Consider the following 20,591-nt stretch of genomic DNA (forward strand, 5'->3'; position numbering starts at 1 on the left):
GATTTTTGATGATTTATTGATGATGTACCAGATGGAAAGGTTAGAAACGGATGCAAAAAAAGCGCAAAATACACGCCATAGAGAGCGGCATTGTAGACCGCATCCCACCACCCCAAAACACGAGAAAAGCCCGGAATTCCAAGGAATTCCGGGCCAATCAGACTTGCCGCCAGGCAACGTCTTTGGCAGGGGCAGAAGGATTCGAACCCTCGGCACGCGGTTTTGGAGACCGCTGCTCTACCAGCTGAGCTATACCCCTATCTTTCAGTGCCTCGCTATTATAGCACGCCATAAGGCAAATGTCAATCCCTTTTATCGGCAAAATTTTCAACGAGGGAATGTTGCGCTTTTTTGCCAGTATGTGCAAGCCGTGCCCTGCGATGAAAAGAGAACATTCTGCAACAATTAAACCTATAGTATTTAGTGTTATGAAGAAATGCAAAGCTAGCCACGCGGCGTACAAAATCAGAAGAAACAAGCAATCTCAAGAGAAGAAAGAGACTTTACGGCTCTCACCCCTTCTTCAACATTGCCAGTTTAAGCTCATACAGCAAGTCTCCAAGTCCTTGGTACCATTAATCGTCCTCTTTATCCTGCTCGTCCAAGATTAGATTGAAAAATTCCCGAACTACCTGCACCATTACATCGTTGGGTAAATAGGCGAGCAAAATTATTAGGCTAACAGCGGAAAGAGAATACTTGCCTCCCTCCAAGTCACAGTAAGAGCGTGTGGATATGTAGAAGAAATGAGCCATTTCTTTTTGGGTCATGCTGTTTTCATATCTTAAAATATTTAGAATATTGCGGAGATATGGTTTTAGCAAATCTTTGTATTTTCTCATTGAAAAACCTCCTATAAAGGAAATATAGGAAAATTTAGCCAATAAAGTTTGGGCAAAAACAGTGATACAGGCAACGTCTACAGCATGACATTGCCTGTTATTGATTAAGTCGGGTGACTTTCAGAATTCTAGGAAACATGTTTACCATCGTTCCGTCGGAAGTTCGTTAATTTTGTTATGATTGTGTTGTTGACAATGCCTTTTTGACATTAGTTTACCACATATATCGCGAGATGTCAATAATAGTTTCTTATAAAATATTATTAGCTATCGGACTGTACTCGCACAGCAATTTACCCCCTTGCGAGAGGCGACCTATAGATGCAGACGCCGCACCGCGTCGTCCTTCAGCTCCCGGCCCTTAAACAAGAGCAACCCTGCCAGGGCCACAAGGCTGATACCCACGCAGATAACAGACGGGTAAATAATTCCAATCGCACCGCATAACAATGGTAACAGAGGGAGAAAGCCTGCAAGAATGCAGAAGGTCATACAGAATAGATATTCTGCTGGGCGCAGGCATAGTGCCATCGCCACAATAAAGGCGGCTAGCTGGGCGCAGGGAATAAATATGGGCAGCACAAAATCCAGGGACCAACCGGCGAAGCCGGTGAATACATCCCATAAAAAGGTGGTGACAGATATTACTCCCAGCTGCCAGACAATAGCTTTCATAGGACTGCCCCGCTTATGGACTGTGACCCCCAATACCAGCCAGGTGCTGGCTAAGGCGGCAATGACTAACACGCTCCACCAGCCGGTTTGTGGTAAACTGAAGTTCACAGCGGAGCAGATTACGGCAACCACAACGGTAGCCAGGGCAGCAAGCCGCAGAAACATCCGCATAGTCCTTTTGGCGGGCAGAAGCACAGGGTAGACATTTTCCTCCTGCGTGCCCGACAGTGGGCTCTGGCAGAGAGGACAGCGGTGAAGGGCTCCTTTCACATGCACCCTGCATTGTTCACAGAACAGCATTTTGCTCCACCTCTTTTTCTATATTTGTAGTCAGCGTTACATCAAGCCCCAGCCGGGAAAGCTCTTGAAAAAAGATTCGTTCTGTTTCCCTGGAGCGATAGGGGCTGGCAAATGTGATAACAAAGCTGTCCTCAAAGGAGACGGAGCAGGCCTGAAGGCATCCTGCACAGGTGAGGACGCCGAACTGCCGTATATACTTCTCCGAGCCCTCGGGCATGGAGAGCTTACCGACATTGGAGAAGGAGACAGTGGCTGCCCGGGCGGCAATGCGGTTGGCATACCGAAGCACCACGTCCTTCAATGGCAGCGGTGCAATCCGTGCAAGAAAATTATGTTCCAGAGCACATAGGCTGTCTACGTGCGTTTTCAGCTTTTCTACTGTAAGCTTTTCCTGAAAGCTGCGCTTCACTTGGTCCAGCACTGCCTCAAGGTCGGTGCTGTTTTTGCTGAAATCATAGCCTACGTGGATAATGGCGAAAAAGTTACGTGAGGAGAACGAGGGGAAATAGTTCCGCAGGTTTACAGGGACAGTAACCACCACTGGTTTTTTCCGGCTGCGTACCGGCATCCCCTCATAGATGGAGCGAAGCAGGACGGCAGTAAGCAGTTCGGTAATGGTAACCTTCCGGGCCCGGGCGCAGGCCAAAAGCTCTTTAACGGAAATTTTTCCCTCCAGTATGGCAAGCTGATTTTTGGGCAGGCGATTGCCAGGTATTTGATAAGCGGAAGGAGAGAGGCCAAACCGTCTTGCAGGTTTTTCATAGTATTTTTGGAAGCTGTCCGCCTCCTTCTGCTGGTCGGATATACCTAAAACTGGTACGCAGTTGGCGGAAAGGTTATCATCAGAGTGCCGTATATAAAGATATTCGTAGACCAGTACCCGCAAAAAATCAAGAGCCCCGGCTCCGTCAGACAAAACATGGTACACCTCCAGGCTTATGCGCCGGCGGTAGTATAGCACGCGAAACAGCAGGCTGCGCCGGGGAGAGGGGTAGATGGGGAAACAGGGTGGCAGCTGCTCCGGGCGCACCAGGGCAGGCAAAGGGCTTTCCTCAAGATAATACCAAAACCATCCCCGCCTTAGCACACAGCGGTAGATGGGGAACTGCTCCATAGTTTTGTCAAGGGCGGTTTGGAGGGCGGCAGGCTCTACATCTTCCTCCAGCTCGCAAAAAAAGCGGAACACTTTAGAGTCGTGAGCCGAGCTGGTGGAGGGAAATATCTTTGCAGCATTGTCCAGTCGCCACCAAGGAAGATAATTTCTATCCATCATAATTTTCCTCCAGGAAAGAATTCATGATAGCATACGTCTCTTTTACATGCTTAAACCATACCGGGAGAGAGAAATAGCCGTGCAGGGCGTCGGGGATTCTGTGGGTCTCCACATGGTTACCACCTTCCCGCAGCCTGTCGCCGTATGCCTCGCCCTCGTCTCGAAGGGGACAAAATTCGGCTGTGATTATCAGGGTATTTGGCTGGTCTACAAAGGACTTTGCGGTCAGCGGCGCAAAGTAGGGGTTTTCCAGGTCATATTCACTGTTGCGGTACAGGGCGAAAAAATCCCGCACACGCTTGGAAGTGAGCAGATAGCCTGTCCCGTTCTCCCGCACGGAAGGGAAAGGGGAATCCTCTGAATAGTCATTCCCTACTGCGGGGTAGATTAGGATTTGCCCGGTGGGAAGGAACTCACCTCTGTCACGGGCCATAAGGGAGACCGCGGCAGCCAGGTTTCCACCGGCACTGTCACCTATGAGTACCACGTTTTCAGGTGGCACATCCAGCAGGCCGCTGTGCAGGAAAACCTCCCGGGCGGCAGCATAGCAATCCTCCACTGCCGCAGGGAAGCGGTGTTCAGGGGCCAGCCGATAGTCAACCGAAGCCACAACACAGCCGGTCTGGGCAGCCATATCGCCGCATATACCGTCATAAGAATCAATAGAGCCCGTAACCCAGCCCCCGCCATGAAAAAACAGCAGGACACAAGCCATCTTCCGCTGCTTGGGGGTAAAAATGCGCATGGGAATATGGCTCTCGCCGGAGGGCACAGTATGCTCCCATATCCTATAGAGCCAGGGCTTTCTGGCTCGGCGCGAGGTCAGTTTTTGCAGCTTGCGCTCCACCAGGTACGTTCTTTCTATGTCCAGCTCAGGATAGGACAATAGGCTAAGTGCTGCCAGCATGGCTTTATTGATGGGCATATGGTTTCCTCTTTATTCCAGGTGATTTAGTAAATACAGCGGTTGCTGATACAATGTATTTATTATTATATTATACTCCTGTGATTTGGGTTTGTCAAATTGTATTATGCACTTTGATGGGAAGACATCAAAAGGGTTGCCAGGTAAGTCATAATATGGTATAATACACTAGAATTGCGCTTTGCGGTGACCGTCTGGCGCTGCTGTCAAAAGTCATAGAAAGGCATGATGATTTATGGTCCGAAAGAGTCTCTTTTTACTGGTTGCTGGCGTACTGCTGTTACTGTCAGCTTGTACGAGCCGGGAACCCATGCAGCAGGAGGCTGAGCCCGCGTCAGGGACGGTGGCCCTAACGGTGTGGGGAGCTCAGGAAGATGAGGAGTTACTTAGGGAGCTTTTCAGCTCATTCCAAAAACAGTATGCGGGACAGGCTGATTTTGAGTTTACCTATCAGGCCCAGAGCGAATCCGGCTGCAAAGACGCACTGTTGGCTGACCTGGAGGGCGGGCCGGACGTGTTCGCCTTTGCGGACGACCAGCTGGCGGCACTGGCTGCAGCCGGAGCCCTAGAGCCTCCTGAGGACACGGCAGGTATTGGCAGCGCAAATCTGCCTGCCGCTGTGGAAGCTGCAAGCGTGGACGGTAAGCTCTACGCCTATCCGCTGACTGCGGACAACGGGTATTTTTTATATTATAATAAAGCTTATTTTACAGACGAGGACATACAGAACTTTAACCGCCTGATAGAATCGGCGGCAAAGGCCGGGAAAGTGGTAACCATGGATTGGTCCTCTGCCTGGTATGTGTATGCCTTTTTTGGCAATACCGGCATGGAGGTGCGGATAAACGACGACGGTATTACCAACAGCTGTACCTGGAATAGTACCGAAGGGCCTATCTGCGGGGTTGACGTGGCGCAGGCTATGCTGGATATTGCAGCCAGCCCGGGATTTGCCAGCCGGCTGGACACGGATTTTCTGGCAGGGGTACAGGACGGCTCAGTGGCGGCCGGTGTCAGCGGCGTATGGAACGCGGTGGCAGTGGAAGAGGCCTGGGGGGAAAAAAACACTGGAGCGGCAAAGCTGCCAACCTTTGACTGCGCCGGACAGCAAATCCAGATGGCATCCTTCTCTGGGTGCAAGCTGATTGGAGTCAACGCCTATTCGCCTGAGGTTGAGTGGGCTTCCCGGCTGGCTGAATGGATTACCAGCGAGAGCGGGCAATCCCGCCGCTTTGCAGTAAGGGGGCAGGGACCCTCCAACATAAACGCGGCAAATTCCCCTGAAGTGCAGGGTTCCCCGGCAATCGCGGCACTGCTAGCCCAGTCTGAGTTTTCACAGCTGCAGCGGGTAGGAGGAAAATTCTGGGACCCGGTTACTGAGTTCGCCGGAAATATGGCCCAAGGTAATCCGGGTGAAGTTCCCTTGCAGGAACAGCTGGACAGGCTTGTGGAGGGAGTTACGGCACGATAGGGAACTTTATATTGTAGCATATATCCTATAATATTTCTCGGAGGGGATTTAATGAAAGGCAAGCTTACCCTGCAGCAGCGCCTGATACTGCCTATTGTTCTGCTTGGACTTGTGGCGCTGCTTTCCAACATACTGGCTGTATTCGGCGTCAACAACGTCAATGCCAACGCAGGTACTATAGTTGATACTTACATGGCAAGCGAGACCAAGCTGGAGGAGATACGGCGGTCGATGATGGGAATACACCGGCTGGCCCTATCGCATATCGTCGCGGCGGACCACAGCACTATGATTCAGCTGGTGCAGGAAATCAAAGACGAGGAGGCGGCACTGGACGAAAGACTGGATGCATACGAAAGCTTTGTCAGAGAAGAAGAGAGCGAGACGTATCAGGCGCTTTTAGAGGACTATGACGCCTTCAAGCACGCTCTGGTAAGGCTGGTATGCGCCAGCGCGGACAGCAAAACCCAGGAGGCTTATGCCATGGCAAATGGAGACGTGGCGTCTTACGGAAGCTCGGCAGAGAAGCGGATAGATGAGTTGTATACATCTGCCAGCACTCTGGCGGGTGAGGCCCGGGACAGGCTGTTTATAGTATACCTTACCTCGCTGATAATCAGCGCCTGCACCCTGACGGCTGGTATCATCCTGGTGGTGGCGGCATTCCGTATCGTAAAGAAATATGTTATGGTCCCAATCCGTCAGGCTATAGGAACACTGCAGGACAGCTCCCAGCGGCTGGGCGGAGTGGTGGGGCAGGTGCATGACCGCATCCATAGCTCCAGCGGCAGCGTGCAGGCACTTTCTAGCCTAACGTCTCAGCTCTCCGCCGCTTTGGAGGAGGTCTCCGGAAGCACGGAGACTATCAGTGGAAGCGCTGCCGTAACCCGGGCAGACGCCCAGGACATGGCAGAGGAGTGTGCCGCAATTACAGCTTATTCGGTGGAAATGCGGGGGAGAGCCGAGGAGGTTGAGGAAACCGCCCGCAACAATATGGAATCGGTTAGGGCGCGGACAGAGGAAATTATATCCCAGCTGGGCACAGCTATCGAAAAGAGCAAAAGCGTTGGGGAAATCAGCAGTCTAACCAAAGACATTCTCTCTATTTCTTCATCAACCGACCTGATTGCAGTCAATGCGGCAATTGAAGCGGCCCGGGCAGGGGAAGCAGGCAAAGGCTTTGCCATGGTAGCCCGGGAGATACGCACCTTGGCCGATTCGTGTGCGGAAACTGCTGGACACATCCAGCGGGTGAATGGCGTAGTTACCGGGGCGGTTGACTATCTTTCCAGCAGCGCCCAGGAGCTGGTGGAGTATTTGGGCCATGCAGTGCTTGAGCAGTTCCAGCGTTCGGCGGAGTCTGGCAAGCAGTACCGCGACGATGCAATTTATGTAGAGGGAAGTATCGAAGCTTTCAACAGCCGGGTAGAGCGTCTGCGGGAAGCTATGGACGAGGTAGCCGGCTCCATCGCCAATATTTCCGACGCCATCGGCGGCGCGGCGGAGGGCGTGCACAGCGCGGCAGGGCGGACTCAAAACCTGGTTGAGGATATGGCTGGGATCACTCGGGGAATGTCCACAAATGAGGAGATTGTGGGAGAACTGCAAAGGCAGATGGAAAATTTGGCGAATCTATAAAGTGGTGCTGTGCTTGGAGAAAGTGGCGTGAATAGTGGGGGCTATCGGTATGTCCTGCTATAGATTTCGATGTTTTGGGATTATTTTGGGGAAGGTTTAAGCGAAAATAACGCCTATAGATAGTTTATTATTTGTACGTTAATTTTGAAACCCCAAATGATTTGGAGGATAATAAAAGGTTCGCTGACCATAGCGTATTTTATGGTATCTGTGCCAAATGTGGTGTAGCCTAATCGCTCTGGACATGAAGCACATAAAGCATATCATGAATGGCTTGTCGTGTTGCTGCCAATGTCGGCCGGATGTTTGAGCTCCAGCTCTACAAAAGTTGCCGGGGGATACGGTAAAAGCCGAATTTTCTGATTCCCCATAATAAGAAATAGTCAAAAATGAATTAAATGTTGCTTCCACACAATAAATGCCACCGGCGAAGCCGGTGGCATTTATTGTGTGAGTGTAGCCCCATCTTATTAGCCGCGTACCATGTCGCGCTGGTGCCACCTTATCTGCGGCTCATAAACAGGCTTTTAAGAAGTTTTCTGTCGTTTATAGGCACCACCCGGCAGCCCGTGATTGTAATATGGCGTCAAACTTTCCATGCTATTTAGGAGTTATCCCTACTAGGGGGATGATTAGGTGCGCATTATGAGTTTTGCGCCATAACCCCAACCAGCTTATGAGGAACATACGGCTCCTCTAAGTATTGCAGTTCGCTGGGTGTAAGCTCCAAGTCAATCGCCTTTGCAGCGTCCTCAATATGGTGAAGTTTTGTAGCGCCCACCACTGGTGAGGTTACTTTTGTCAGCAGCCAGGCCAGGGAAATCTCTGTCATGCTTACACCATATTTATCAGCCAGCTCCGATACCCGGTTGATAATCTGGCTGTCCGGCCCGGCGGTGGCGTCATACTTGCCTTTGGCATAGGAATCCTGTTCAAGCCGCTTGGAGCTTTCACCAGGACGTTTTGCCAGCCGGCCTGATGCAAGGGCACTGTAGGGAGTCATTGCAATATTGTCTTCGGCACAGAGCCGTGCCATTTCGCGCTCCTCCTCACGGAAAATCAGGTTGTAGTGGCCCTGAACGGACACAAATTTAGGAAATCCGTGGGCTTCAGCCAGGGCGTTGGCCTTTGCCAGCTGGTAGGCGTAGCAGTTGGAGATGCCTATGGCCCGGACCTTGCCCAGCGTTACGGCGTTATTTAGACCGTCCAAAATATCGAAAATCGGGGTGTTATAGTCCCAGGAATGGACGATGTAAAGGTCAATATAGTCCGTGCCAAGATTTTTAAGGCTCTGGTCTAACATATTCTGTACATGCTGACTTCCGCTTATTCCGGCGTCAATCTCTGCCTGGGTCCGGGGAGGGAACTTGGTAGCAACGACTACATCCTCACGCCTGGCTAAATCCCGCAGGATTCGTCCGAGATATTCTTCGCCAGTGCCGCCTTGGTAGGAGATAGTAGTGTCGAAAAAGTTGACGCCAAGCTCCAGCCCACGCTTTACTATCACTTTTGAATTATGTTCGTCAAGCGTCCATGAGTGCATTCCCTTTTGAGGGTCGCCGAAGCCCATGCAGCCCATACAGATTCGTGAAACGCTCAAATCTGAATTGCCGAGTTTTGTATATTTCACTATAATTCCTCCGTTTGTAGTATTCTTTTAATTATTATATCGCGGCTAGCCTAATATGTCCAATACTCCTTTTGTATAGCAATCTATGCTTTTTCAGCATTTTTTGCAGCTATATATTTCCCAGGAAAAATTGAAATACATCTTTACCATCAACAGAATCTGCTCGCTTATGATGCAGAGTGAGGCGCTCGGGGTGCCATTGTACGGCATATATCCGCTTTTCAGGCCATTGAATAGCCTCTATACCTCCGTCATGGGCTATAGCAGCTATGCTGAAGCCGTCACCAAGTCGGGAGACACCCTGGTGATGTGCGCTGTTGACGGAGAAATGCTCGCCATATAGACTATAAAGAAAGCTGTCCTTTGGAGCGGAGACAATATGTACCTGGTCACACTCCTGCCAGCGGTGTACAGCGGCGGTGGGGAGGTCCTGTATCAGCGTGCCGCCAAAGGCCACGTTCAGCACCTGCATACCGCGGCATATGCCAAGAATAGGCCGGCTGTGAAAGGCATTGACTAACGCCAGCTCTGTGAGGTCTAGGCCGCGGTCTATGCCATTACTTCCATGGTTATCCTCGCCATAGAAGCTGGGGTCCATGTCAGCGCCTCCGGGCAGAAGCAGGGCGTCGCAGCTTTCGGCATCACGCACATCTGTGGATACAACCGCCTGAGCTCCGCAGTCCTCAAGAGCTTCAACATAATTTAAACGCTTCTCACGGTCTCCGTAAATATAAATTTTTTTCATTGGTGCGCTCCTTTGCTGAAAAAATAGTAAAGTACGATATATTGTGGAAATTTGTAAAAACTTGTCGCATATTGTAGAACGATTTTTTGTGCATACAGGAAAGTTTACAGAGTATCCGTTGACTTGCAGACGGTTACACATTATAATATGCTTTGGAACAAAAAAATTTTGCTTACCTTTTTAAATGATTTTCTGTCTAACCCTTGGATGGCAGAAAAGAAAGTGCAATAGTATTGTACAGCCGGCAGTCTTTTTCTGTCAAGAATATTCTTCTTGCAAACAGATTACAGAGAGGATGGTCAATATGGCAGAAAATAATATTTCCCGGCGCTCAAGGCAGCAGAGGCGGCGGGCTAAGGAAACTTTGGCGGCGTTAATTGTTATTGGGGCAATGTTGGCGTGTATGGCTGCAGTGGTTATATCGCTGAGCTTTGCTGACGGCGGCGCTGATATGCCTGTAAAGCAGACTGCCGGTACGCCTATCCGCGTTGAAAGCAGCAGCCAGCAGGACGCATATACAAGGCAGGATGTGAAGCCGGAGGAAAGCAGCTTCCAGCAGCTTTCAGACCCGTTCCTGGTGCTGGTGAACGATGAGGTTAAGCTGCCGGAAAACTGGGAAGTGACTCCAAGCTTTATAGGCGAGGAAGCCGTTGACATCCGAGTATATGACCAGCTAAGTGCAATGATGCGCGCCGCCCAGGAGGACGGTGTGAGTCTGTGGATATGCTCGGGCTACCGCAGCGTGGAGGAACAGGAGATAATACTAAACCGGGAAATAGAGCAGCATATGAATAACGGTATGTCTGAGGAAGAGGCTAGAGAGCTTTCACTGCGTACCATAGCCCGCCCCGGGCACAGTGAGCACCATACCGGATTTGTGGTGGACTTAAACGATGTGGATGACGCCTTTGAGGAGACAGACACATACAGATGGCTGAGTGAATATGCGGAGGACTACGGCTTTGTGCAGCGTTACCGTTCGGATAAGGTAGAAATTACAGGAATAGACAACGAAAGCTGGCATTACAGGTATGTGGGTGCTGAGAACGCCAGGGAAATGAACCGCCTGAATATGTGCCTTGAGGAGTATGTTCAGTATCTGAAGGACCAGGGAGTTGCGTAAGTAGCTAAAAGCAGAGTTAAAATCGCTGTAAACAGCCGTCTTGTGGTAAAATTATGCCCAGGACGGCTAAATTATATCTTGCCAATCACGCCGGTTTATTGTATGATAAAAGGCAAAGCTAATGAAGTGAAAAGAGGGAAGACCATGAGCAATGTAAGGACAAGATTTGCCCCAAGCCCTACGGGGTTTATGCATGTGGGCAACCTGCGCACGGCCCTTTATGAGTATCTGGTAGCTAAGAGCCAGGGGGGGGACTTTATACTCCGCCTGGAGGATACAGACCAGGAGCGCTACGTGGAGGGTGCCGTGGACGTAATCTACCGCACACTGGAGAAGGTTGGGCTGAAGCACGACGAGGGACCTGATATAGGCGGTAAGTACGGCCCATACATCCAGAGCCAACGTCTGGACACATATAAGCCGTATGCTGAGCAGCTGGTGAGGGAGGGGAAGGCATACTACTGCTTCTGCACCAAGGAGCGGCTGGAGCAGCTTCATGAGCAGGGATTCGGTGGATATGACCGCCACTGCCGTGAGCTTCCGCAGGAGGAGGTTCAAAAGCTTCTGGACGCGGGGACTCCATATGTTATCAGGCAGAAGGTGCCGCTTACCGGCTCTACTACCTTCAAAGACGAGGTATTTGGAGAGATAACTATAGAGAATAAGGAGATAGAGGACCAGGTACTCATCAAGGCAGACGGCTATCCAACGTACAACTTTGCAAATGTTATAGACGACCACCTGATGAATATAACCCATGTGGTGCGAGGCAGCGAGTATCTGACATCCACGCCCAAGTATCAGATGCTTTATGAGGCGCTGGGATGGGAGCAGCCCACATATATCCACCTGCCGCTGATAATGGGCCGCAATGAAGATGGTACCACATCGAAGCTGGCAAAGAGGCACGGCTCCACGAGCTTTGAGGGGCTTGTGCAGGACGGCTATCTGCCGGAGGTCATTACCAACTATATTGCCCTGCTGGGTTGGGCCCCCAGAGATAACCAGGAAGTATTCAGCCTGCAAGGGCTGGTGGAGAATTTTTCGGTGGACCGTATCAGCAAATCTCCGGCGGTATTTGATTATGACAAGCTCAACTGGTTTAACAGTGAGTATATCAAAGCCATGAGCAGCGAGGATTTTCTTGCCCACGCGATGCCCTGCTATAAGGAGATATTTGGGGATAGGGAGAAGCCTTGGGATGTGCTGGACTCTATACTGCGGGCTCGGCTGACGAAGTTCAATGAGATACCTGCGCTATTAGCTTTCTTTAAGGAGCTGCCGGACTATCCAACCGATTTCTTTGTGAACAAGAAGTCGAAGACTAACCTGGAAAATTCGCCCAAGATGCTTGAGTCAGCCATAGAAGTGCTGGAGAAGCTGCCCGATTGGAAGCTGGACACGATTCACGAAGCGATGATAGGTCTAGCCCAAAAGCTGGAGGTTAAGAATGGCACATTACTATGGCCTGTGCGCATAGCGGCTGCGGGCAAGCTTGTGACACCAGGCGGGGCCATGGAAATACTAGCACTGCTGGGCAGGGATGAGGCTCTCCGCAGGCTTAGGGCTGGGCTTGGCAAGCTGGCGTAATTCGATAAAATAAATGTGTAAAGAAGGTAATATAATGAGCGAGGAATATAAAGGCGAAAATACTGAGGTCGTCAGCACCAACTTTATTGATGAGTTTGTGAAGGAGGATATCGGGCCGGGGGGCCGCACAGAGGGAATGAAGGTGCATACCAGATTCCCGCCAGAGCCCAACGGTTACCTGCATATTGGCCATGCAAAGGCTATATATGTGGACTTCGGCACAGCCCAGCGTTTTGGTGGCATATGCAATCTGCGGATGGACGACACAAACCCCACTAAAGAGGATGTGGAGTATGTAAATGCCATAAAGGACGACATTCACTGGCTGGGCTATGACTGGGAAGACCGTTTTTACTATGGGTCAGACTATTTTGAAGAGATGTATGAGGGTGCCATTGAGCTTATTGAAAAAGGTTTGGCCTATGTCTGTGAGCTCTCACAGGAGCAGATGAGAGAGATGCGCGGCGACCTGAATACGCCCGCCAGCAGCCCATACAGGGACCGACCCAAGGAGGAGAGCCTGGATTTATTTAGGCGTATGCGTGCCGGAGAGTTTGAGGATGGGCGCATGACCCTCCGGGCAAAAATAGATTTGGCCTCCGGCAACTTCAATATGCGCGACCCGGTGATATACCGTATCAACCATGCTGCGCACCATAGGACAGGTAATAAGTGGTGTATCTATCCAATGTATGACTATGCACATCCATTTGAGGACGCGATGGAGCACATAACCCACTCGTTATGCTCCCTGGAGTTTGAGGACCATAGGCCATTCTATAACTGGGTCATTGAAAATGTAACCCTGCCTTCAAAGCCTCGACAGATTGAATTTGCACGCCTGGGGATAGACCATACGGTCATGAGCAAGCGAAAGCTTCGGGCGTTGGTGGAGGGTGGATATGTGGACGGCTGGGATGACCCGCGGATGCCGACTATCTGCGGTTTGCGCCGCCGGGGATATACTCCTCAGGCAATCCGCAGCTTTTCCGAGAGGAACGGTGTGTCTAAAGCCGCTTCTACGGTGGAGTACGCCTTCCTGGAGTATTGCCTTCGAGAGGATTTGAATATGACGGCTCAGCGGGTTATGGCGGTGCTGCACCCGGTGAAGCTTGTGATTACTAATTATCCTGTTGACAAGGTTGAAACCTTTACAGTCGAGAACAATCCCAACTGTCCTGAGGACGGCAGCAGAGAGATAAGCTTCTCAAGGGAGCTCTGGATAGAGGCAGAGGACTTCATGGCGGAGCCGGTGCCGAAGTATAAGCGTCTATATCCGGATGGACCGGAGTGCCGTTTGAAAGGTGCATATATTGTAAAGTGCACGGGCTTTACGGCTGATGAAAATGGTAATATTATAGAAATAACTGCGGAGTACGACCCGAACAGCCGTGGCGGCGACCCTGCAGACGGACGCAAGGTAAAGGGAGCAACTTTACACTGGGTGGACGCCAAGAACGCTGTTGATGCCGAGGTGCGTATATATGACAATCTGTTCACCGTTGACAACCCGGAAGAAGGTGACTTTCTGGATTATCTGAACTCGGATTCGTTAGAGGTGCTGACAGGCTGTAAGGCAGAGGCGTCGCTGGCCGGGGCTAAGCCTGGAGAGAGCTACCAGTTCATGCGGCAGGGATATTTCTGCGCCGACAGCAGGGACAGCAAACCCGGCAGCCTGGTGTTTAACCGTTCTGTGAAACTCAAGGACAGCTTTAAGCCATAAGCCTGGAAAGGAGCAGCTATGCGGCTTGCCATTGTTTCAGCTCCATGCGGGGCTTTTTAGGGACGACCAGCATGGAGCGAAACTGAAGTCCCGAAGCCTTGTATATATGCGATATATATAAGATATTACGTATATAAAGGAACAAGGATATGAGTAAAAATATTATTGAAGTCAAGAAATTGAGTATCGGCGGTATTCCAGCTTTAACTTGGGGGCGAGAGGCTGACAAGGCCTATATCCACGTCCACGGCAAGATGTCCCGAAAGGAATTTGCCGAGGATTTTGCCGTTATCGCGGAAGAAAAAGGATATCAGACCCTGAGCTTCGATCTCCCCGAGCACGGTGAGCGCGCAAATGACCATGAGTGCCACTGCGATATCTGGAACGGGTCGCGGGACCTTAAACTGATCGCTGGGTATGCGTTTGAGCATTGGAGATCTGTTTGCCTCTTTGGATCAAGCCTGGGAGCATTTTTCAGCCTGCACGCATATAGAAGACTGCCGATAGCGAAATGCCTGTTCCAGTCGCCTATTGTGGACATGGAGTTCCTGGTGAAGAAAATGATGAAACAGTTTGGTATAACAGAGGACGAGCTGCGGAAAAAGGGCGAGGCCAGTAACCCGGTGGACCCTTTACGGTGGGATTATTACCAGTATGTAAAGGCGAATCCCATTACAGCGTGGGATATTCCAACAGCCATTCTGTATGGCGGGAAAGACTGGTTTCAGTCTGAGGAGGTTATACAGAAGTTTGCCCAGGCTCATGGATGTGATTTGACTGTATCACCCGGCAGAGAGCACGCATTTATGGGTGATGGCGACGAAAAAATTGTCAATGACTGGTATTTGAAGAAAATATAGTGATAAAAATAATCCGAGAGTGTAAAAGCTCCCGGATTATTTTTATATTATATTGTTATCCAATAGCGCCGCAGGCCGTCAACTACATTCTCCAGCTTACCGCCGCAGTCCTCGATTGTATGGGCAGAGGCAGGGTTGTCGTCGTCGCAGCAGACAAGAACACGGTCAAGCCCTATGGCTTTGGCTTTCTCTATACCTAGCCCCAGCATGTACGGCGCAAAGCCGTTTCTTCGCTGGCTGGGGCGAATGCCATAGCCTATGTTACCGCCGCCGTTTTTGAGGCGTTCAGTGAGGTAATGTCGCAGGTCAAGAGCTCCTGTAGGGCCGGTATGTGGGCTTTTCAGGATGTATAGGGTAGATTTTGCGAAGGTGGCCGGTACGACGAAGCGCCAGGCGACGCTGCGCTCCAGCCACCGGTCAAAGCGCATATCCTTCGGGTCCAGCCCGAAGGGGGTGACATCCTTGTCAACGTCTATAAACTCTTTCTGCATAGCTTGGAGCTCTCCACGGTCAATATCCTCAGGCAGTTCCAGAGAGAATCCGGACTCCTTTGCACGCATTGCCCAATATTCCCAGGCGCGCATGGAATAGCAGCACAGGTCGCGTTCCTCGCCGTTATAGATACTGCTGCCAGAGCGCAGAGTGCCGTCATACACAAAGCCGGATTTCTCTATCACCCGGCGGGAGCGGTCATTTATGGTGTAATGGTTTACTGTCAGCAGACGCAGCTTCAGCACCCGGAAGGCGTAGTCTATGGCTGCGCGGACAGCTTCAGTCATAAGTCCCTGGCCCCAGTAATTCTTGCCCAGTACATATCCAAGGTTTCGGCAGCCATCAATATTAGGCCGCTTGCCGTCAGGCTCAATACCAATCGACCCGATAACTCTGCCGCTGGCTTTTTCCTCCAAAGCAAACTTTATGTTATTTTCGTCGGTATTATTGACCCATCTGCTTACTATTTCGCGAGACTCCTCAAGGCTCTCATGGGGCTTCCAGCCAGCCCACGGGCCAACGTCCGGGTCTTTGGCGTAGACATACATATCCTGTATGTCTTCCATGCGCCAGGTGCGCAGGCGCATTCGCTCTGTTTCGAGTATCATATTCATTGTTTTGACCTCGCTTTCTTTATTTTTGCCTCAAGTAGGCACATTTTCAATAAATAGGCGGTGCAGTGACTGAGAGGGCAATTAAACTCGTAATTGCTCATCTCACGATTGCTTTCAGTGCCATAGCTACCCAGCCGCGCTCAGCTTTTCGCTGTATCACGGTGAACCTATCCTCAAGTGCGTCCAGCACATCCTGTTCACGTGTGTCAATGATTCCGCTGATGATATAAACACCGTCCGGGGCAAGAAACTCCGGTACAGAGCGGCTCAGCTCTATCACAATGTCTGCCACGATATTTGCGGCTATCACCTGGTATTTTCCGGACACCTTGTCCGCAAGGTTGCCGCAGATACCGGTGAACTTGCTGTCTACACTGTTTAGCCGGGCATTTTCAAGGGCAGTTTTCACAGCCAGCGGGTCGATGTCCACGCCTACTGCGGATTCAGCGCCAAGGAGCAGTGCCGCCACAGACAGTATGCCGCTGCCACAGCCGACGTCAAGGAAATCTACTCCGGGGACCATATATTCTTCAATGAGCTCCATACATAGCCGGGTGGTCTCGTGGGTCCCGGTACCGAATGCCAAGCCAGGCTCCAGGTTTAATACGGCGCGGCCCATGTTGTCAAAATCGTCCTCCCAGATAGGGCGAATGAGCAGCTTCTTTCCAACGGATATAGGCTTAAAATATTTCTTCCAGTTATTGAGCCAATCGTCCATAGCACAGGAGGCGCGGTCGATGCTATACTCAACTCCACAGGCATTCAAGCGTTCCTCAAGGAATGAGACAGCTTCAGCAGGGTTGTCCTCAGGGCTGATGTACACGTGCACGATTGCCTTAGTGCGGTCTTTTGCCAGCAAATCCTCGTCTATCAGGTCGATATGGGCGATTTCCATGGCTTTTTCTTCTAAATCGGAGTAGTCTTCAATATAGATACCATGAGGCACAGTCATGTTAGCTATGTCTCCAGCCAGGTCTGCCTTTGAAGCCGGTACGGTTATTTTTATCTCGGTCCAGTTTTCGCTCATATGCTCTACTCTTTTCTGCTTTATTTTTGCCTAAGCTTGATAGCCATTTTATACTAAGTATACTTTTTTGTCAATCTTTTTCTGAAATCTTTACTGTTTATAGATAACACGGGCAGCTTTTCTGCCTAGCTTAAAAATCGATATTTGCCGGTTTTTAAGTGTGTTTCCTATATACACTGCATGGAGGGAGTAGCCCAATGACAAAGAAAAAGTTTTTCCTGCAGGGAGCCCTGCTTACCCTGGTGTCACTGTTCCTGAGAGTTACAAATATGGGATACCGCTCCTATTTATCTCAGCAGATAGGCTCAGAGGGTATGGGCCTGTATCAGCTGATATTCTCAATATTTATGCTTACTGTCACACTGTCCACCTCAGGCATTAGCCTTGCAGTAACAAGGATGGTGACTGCGGCGCTGGCAAACGGCAGGGGAGAGACTGTGCGCTCGGTGGTAGCAAAGTGTTTTGGATTCTGCCTGAGTATAAGTATCTGCATTGCGTTTACTCTATTTCTGACAGCCGACTTTGCGGCAGGACTTTTTCTTGGCGACTCTGCTGCGGCGCCATGTTTGAGGATACTGGGGCTGGGGCTGCCGTTCATGTCTATGTGCACCTGCATGAAGGGGTATTTTCTTGCAGTAGATGAGTCACTTTCTACGGCAGTCTCAGACGCTTTGGAGCAGATACTCACCATCGGTGCAACGGTGTTTCTTTTCTGGAAGTTTGCTCCGCAGAGTATCGAAACTGCGTGCTTGGCTGCAATGGCGGCGTCAACTTTGGGGGAAGCGGTATCGTTTGTGGCAAGCTGGTGCGCGTACCGCGGGAGCATCCGCAGACATACTCCACGCCGGAGGGAAAAGAGTAAGGGAGTGCTGAGGGGGTTGGGACATATCGCGCTGCCATGCACTCTCAGCTCTGCCGCAAGGAGCCTGCTGAACACCGGGGAAAACCTGCTCATTCCCAGGGAACTGCAAAAGTATGGCCTGGGCTACTCGGCGTCACTGTCCCAGTACGGGCTTTTGCAGGGGATGGCAATGCCAATGCTGTATTTCCCCTCATCTTTTTTAACCTCATTTGCTTCACTATTGATACCCAAAATCGCCAAGGAGCGAGAGCTGAGCCATAAAAATGCTGTGGCGTATATTTCAGGCCGGGCGGTGCAGGCGGCACTGGCCTTTGGCATGTTTTTTGCAGTGTTATTTATAGCGTTCGGCAATAGCTGGGGCCAGGCGTTTTACGGCAGCGACAGTGCAGGAGCATATTTACGTGTGCTGGCTCCACTTGTCCCGCTGACGTACTTGGATGTAGTGGTCGATAATTTGCTGAAGGGCCTGGATGAACAATTTAACTCCATGAAGTATAATTTTACGGACTCACTTATAAGGGTGATTCTGGTGCTTTGTTTTCTACGATTCTTTGGGATGGAGAGTTACGTATGTATCCTATTTTTCAGCACAATTTTCAATGCGTCTTTGAGCTTGCACAGACTGATGAAGGTTAGCCGCCTGCACATCCAAGTGGTACAGCATATCCTTCTGCCTCTGACTTGTGCGGTTTTGGCAGTAAGCATAGGGCGATTGCTATTACAGCACATGGTAATATCAAACGGATTTTTACAGGTTTTTATTCAAACGGCAATATCGGGAGCTATTTTCATTGGGAGCTTCCTGGGAATAAACAGCCTAATAAGCGGTACAGAGGAAAAGAAGTCTATGCAGCAAACTGAGTAATATAGTAAACGCACTTGAAAATCGGTAAATACCGATTTTCAAGCAGAGCGGCGCGGGTGTACCCGCGCCGCTAAGTACAAAAGAGGTGACATCTCTTTTGTACTGCGTTAACTATGCCACCGCCGCAGGTATGGAAGCTTCTTTTTTCCTGCCAAGCGGCGGATTTTTTGTATGAAATGGCAATTCATAAACAATTTACAAATTATCGTATTGACTTTTTCTGACCATCGTGGTACATTATAAATACAGTTTAGCACTCGGAGCTTATGAGTGCTAAACAATGCAGGAGAAAAGAGCTGGCCCGATAGAAAGGAGGGCTGTTCCATGGAGCTGACCCTGCGCAAGGAAAAGATATTGAGCTCGGTGGTGGAGAGTTTCGTCAGGAACGGTGAGCCTGTGGGCAGCAAGGCCATCGCTGAGGAGATAGGAGTTTCGTCGGCCACCGTGCGAAACGAGATGGCAAGCCTCACTGAGATGGGGCTATTAGAGCAGCCGCATACCTCCTCGGGAAGAATACCCTCCCAGCGCGGCTACCGGGAGTTTGTGGACCGGCTGATGGAAGTGCCGGAGTTGACAGCCGGAGAAAAGCGATGGGTGGATGTGAAACTGGCACCGGCACTGTATGACGCGGAGCAGCTATTGCTGCGAACGGTGGATTTGGCAGCGTCTGTAAGCCACTGTGCGGCAATGGCAACAACTCCAGGTGGCGCGGGGACCAGGGTAAAGGCTATACAACTGGTACAGACCAGCCGACGCACAGGTATGCTGCTGATGATGAGCACTGCCGGAACTATGAAGAACCGTGTGTTCCGATGCGATTATGATTTGACGACGGATATTCTGCGGGTGTTCTTCCAGGTGTTCAACAAAGAAGTGACAGGCAAGAGAGTTTCCGATATAACCCCGGCATTTTTACAGAATTTAGGGGCATCTCTGGGAGAGATGTATGCGCTAGTGGGAGCGCCGCTTGGAGCACTTCTTGGGACTGCCAGGGATACAGCCCACACCGAGACACTGTTGGGAGGCCAGATGAACCTGCTTTTTTATCCTGAGCTGGAGCCTGGTGCGGCTAGGAGCATACTGGACCTGCTGGAGAATAAGGAAGAACTATCAGCGCTTCTACAGCAAAAGCCTGGCCGGGTAGCAGCGTTGATAGGCCGGGAGTGTGGGAGGCCGGAGCTGGACTCCGCATCCATGCTGGTGTCACGGTATGTTATAGATGAACAGGACGCCGGAGCTATTGCGTTGATAGGCCCGGTACGGATGGACTATCCGAAGCTTACCGCTATGCTGGATTATCTAACGGAACGCCTAAGCGGTCAACTAACTCTGCTGGCGGGAGAAGACTAGTAAGTAATATTATGGTTTAATACAAATATACAGTTGGAAAGGAGATGCCTATAATGAAGGACAAAGAGGAAAAGAAGCCTCCAGAAGTTGAGGTACTGCCTGAGACTGAGGAGGCTCCAAAGCTGGAGGAAGATCTGGAAAAGCTGCGCCGGGAGCTGGACGAGCACAAGCAGCAATATCTTCGGGTATTGGCTGAGTACGATAATTTTAGAAAGCGTACAGCCAACGAAAAGAGTGCTATCTATAATAATGCCGTTTCTGACACAATACAGGCTATTCTGCCTATCGCCGATAATATCGGCCTTGCCCTAAACCAGGAGAACGCGTCGGCTGAGGATATGCGTAAAGGCGTGGAGATGATTCAGTCCCAGATAGATACGGCCTTTGAAAAACTTGGTATCACCGCCGTTGGGCAGGTGGGGGAGGCCTTTGACCCAAACCGCTGCAACGCCATTGCCCATATTGAAGATGAGAATATTGGGGAGAATGTTATTTCACAGGTGTATCAGAAGGGCTACATGCTGGGCGACCGAATGGTGCGCCACGCAATGGTACAGGTGGCGAACTAAAGCTATAAAAGTTATAA

Annotated in this window: 17 protein-coding genes and 1 tRNA gene; 9 read left to right on the plus strand and 9 right to left on the minus strand. The window is 50.6% G+C overall.

The window, feature by feature from the left end; all coding sequences use genetic code 11:
* Nucleotides 1–183 precede the first annotated feature (183 nt).
* From D5270_RS00560 to D5270_RS00580, 5 genes are all read right to left on the minus strand, one after another.
* A tRNA-Trp gene (locus tag D5270_RS00560) sits at nt 184–259 on the minus strand.
* A 316-nt stretch (nt 260–575) separates the two neighbouring features.
* Nucleotides 576–842 carry a hypothetical protein gene (locus D5270_RS00565; protein ID WP_166542265.1) on the minus strand — a complete coding sequence of 89 codons (267 nt, stop codon included), beginning with the start codon at nt 840–842 and terminating at the stop codon, nt 576–578.
* 315 nt (nt 843–1,157) lie between these two features.
* A complete protein-coding gene (locus D5270_RS00570) occupies nt 1,158–1,817 on the minus strand; it encodes a DUF6320 domain-containing protein (RefSeq protein ID WP_166542266.1) in 660 nt (219 codons plus the stop codon).
* Nucleotides 1,804–3,090: a hypothetical protein gene (locus tag D5270_RS00575; RefSeq protein WP_166542267.1), complete on the minus strand. Its 1,287-nt coding sequence runs from the start codon at nt 3,088–3,090 to the stop codon at nt 1,804–1,806. The genes D5270_RS00570 and D5270_RS00575 overlap by 14 nt, the downstream gene beginning before the upstream one ends.
* Entirely contained in the window at nt 3,080–4,015 is a 936-nt protein-coding gene (locus tag D5270_RS00580) for an alpha/beta hydrolase (RefSeq protein WP_166542268.1), read from the minus strand. The genes D5270_RS00575 and D5270_RS00580 overlap by 11 nt, the downstream gene beginning before the upstream one ends.
* Before the next feature lie 310 nt (nt 4,016–4,325).
* Here D5270_RS00580 and D5270_RS00585 point away from each other — a divergent pair, with 310 nt between their 5' ends.
* Nucleotides 4,326–5,486, plus strand: a complete 1,161-nt coding sequence (locus D5270_RS00585; RefSeq protein ID WP_330587300.1) for an extracellular solute-binding protein — start codon at nt 4,326–4,328, stop codon at nt 5,484–5,486.
* A gap of 51 nt (nt 5,487–5,537) precedes the next feature.
* Nucleotides 5,538–7,124 (plus strand): methyl-accepting chemotaxis protein, encoded by a 1,587-nt coding sequence (locus D5270_RS00590; RefSeq protein WP_166542270.1) that lies wholly within the window; start codon nt 5,538–5,540, stop codon nt 7,122–7,124.
* A 643-nt stretch (nt 7,125–7,767) separates the two neighbouring features.
* Here D5270_RS00590 and D5270_RS00595 read toward each other — a convergent pair.
* Nucleotides 7,768–8,754, minus strand: coding sequence for an aldo/keto reductase (locus D5270_RS00595; RefSeq protein WP_166542271.1), 987 nt, complete (start codon nt 8,752–8,754; stop codon nt 7,768–7,770).
* A 109-nt stretch (nt 8,755–8,863) separates the two neighbouring features.
* Nucleotides 8,864–9,499: a gamma-glutamyl-gamma-aminobutyrate hydrolase family protein gene (locus D5270_RS00600; RefSeq protein ID WP_166542272.1), complete on the minus strand. Its 636-nt coding sequence runs from the start codon at nt 9,497–9,499 to the stop codon at nt 8,864–8,866.
* A gap of 304 nt (nt 9,500–9,803) precedes the next feature.
* On the opposite strand from D5270_RS00600, the gene D5270_RS00605 reads away from it, so the two are divergent.
* From D5270_RS00605 to D5270_RS00620, 4 genes are all read left to right on the plus strand, one after another.
* A complete protein-coding gene (locus D5270_RS00605; protein WP_166542273.1) occupies nt 9,804–10,622 on the plus strand; it encodes a M15 family metallopeptidase in 819 nt (272 codons plus the stop codon).
* Nucleotides 10,623–10,766: 144 nt separating this feature from the next.
* Complete coding sequence (gene gltX, locus D5270_RS00610) at nt 10,767–12,212, plus strand: glutamate--tRNA ligase (RefSeq protein WP_166542274.1); 1,446 nt, start codon at nt 10,767–10,769, stop codon at nt 12,210–12,212.
* Nucleotides 12,213–12,246: 34 nt separating this feature from the next.
* Nucleotides 12,247–13,935, plus strand: coding sequence for a glutamine--tRNA ligase/YqeY domain fusion protein (locus D5270_RS00615; protein WP_166542275.1), 1,689 nt, complete (start codon nt 12,247–12,249; stop codon nt 13,933–13,935).
* Nucleotides 13,936–14,084: 149 nt separating this feature from the next.
* The gene (locus D5270_RS00620) at nt 14,085–14,795 is read left to right on the plus strand and encodes an alpha/beta hydrolase (protein WP_166542276.1); all 711 of its coding nucleotides are present in this window, start codon (nt 14,085–14,087) and stop codon (nt 14,793–14,795) included.
* A gap of 47 nt (nt 14,796–14,842) precedes the next feature.
* On the opposite strand, the gene D5270_RS16555 is transcribed toward D5270_RS00620, so the two are convergent.
* Nucleotides 14,843–15,895 (minus strand): GNAT family N-acetyltransferase, encoded by a 1,053-nt coding sequence (locus tag D5270_RS16555; RefSeq protein WP_207709266.1) that lies wholly within the window; start codon nt 15,893–15,895, stop codon nt 14,843–14,845.
* A 103-nt stretch (nt 15,896–15,998) separates the two neighbouring features.
* Entirely contained in the window at nt 15,999–16,928 is a 930-nt protein-coding gene (gene prmA / locus D5270_RS00635; protein ID WP_166542277.1) for a 50S ribosomal protein L11 methyltransferase, read from the minus strand.
* Between the two features lie 197 nt (nt 16,929–17,125).
* On the opposite strand from prmA, the gene D5270_RS00640 reads away from it, so the two are divergent.
* The 3 genes from D5270_RS00640 to D5270_RS00650 all read left to right on the plus strand — a co-directional run bounded on the left by D5270_RS00640 (nt 17,126) and on the right by D5270_RS00650 (nt 20,574).
* On the plus strand, nt 17,126–18,655 hold the full coding sequence (locus tag D5270_RS00640) for an oligosaccharide flippase family protein (RefSeq protein ID WP_166542278.1): 1,530 nt from the start codon (nt 17,126–17,128) through the stop codon (nt 18,653–18,655).
* 324 nt (nt 18,656–18,979) lie between these two features.
* Nucleotides 18,980–20,005: a heat-inducible transcriptional repressor HrcA gene (gene hrcA, locus D5270_RS00645; protein WP_166542279.1), complete on the plus strand. Its 1,026-nt coding sequence runs from the start codon at nt 18,980–18,982 to the stop codon at nt 20,003–20,005.
* A 53-nt stretch (nt 20,006–20,058) separates the two neighbouring features.
* Nucleotides 20,059–20,574 (plus strand): nucleotide exchange factor GrpE, encoded by a 516-nt coding sequence (locus D5270_RS00650; protein ID WP_166542280.1) that lies wholly within the window; start codon nt 20,059–20,061, stop codon nt 20,572–20,574.
* Nucleotides 20,575–20,591: the final 17 nt, after the last annotated feature.

It is taken from the genome of Acutalibacter sp. 1XD8-36 (assembly GCF_009917525.1).
Taxonomy (GTDB): domain Bacteria; phylum Bacillota; class Clostridia; order Oscillospirales; family Acutalibacteraceae; genus Acutalibacter.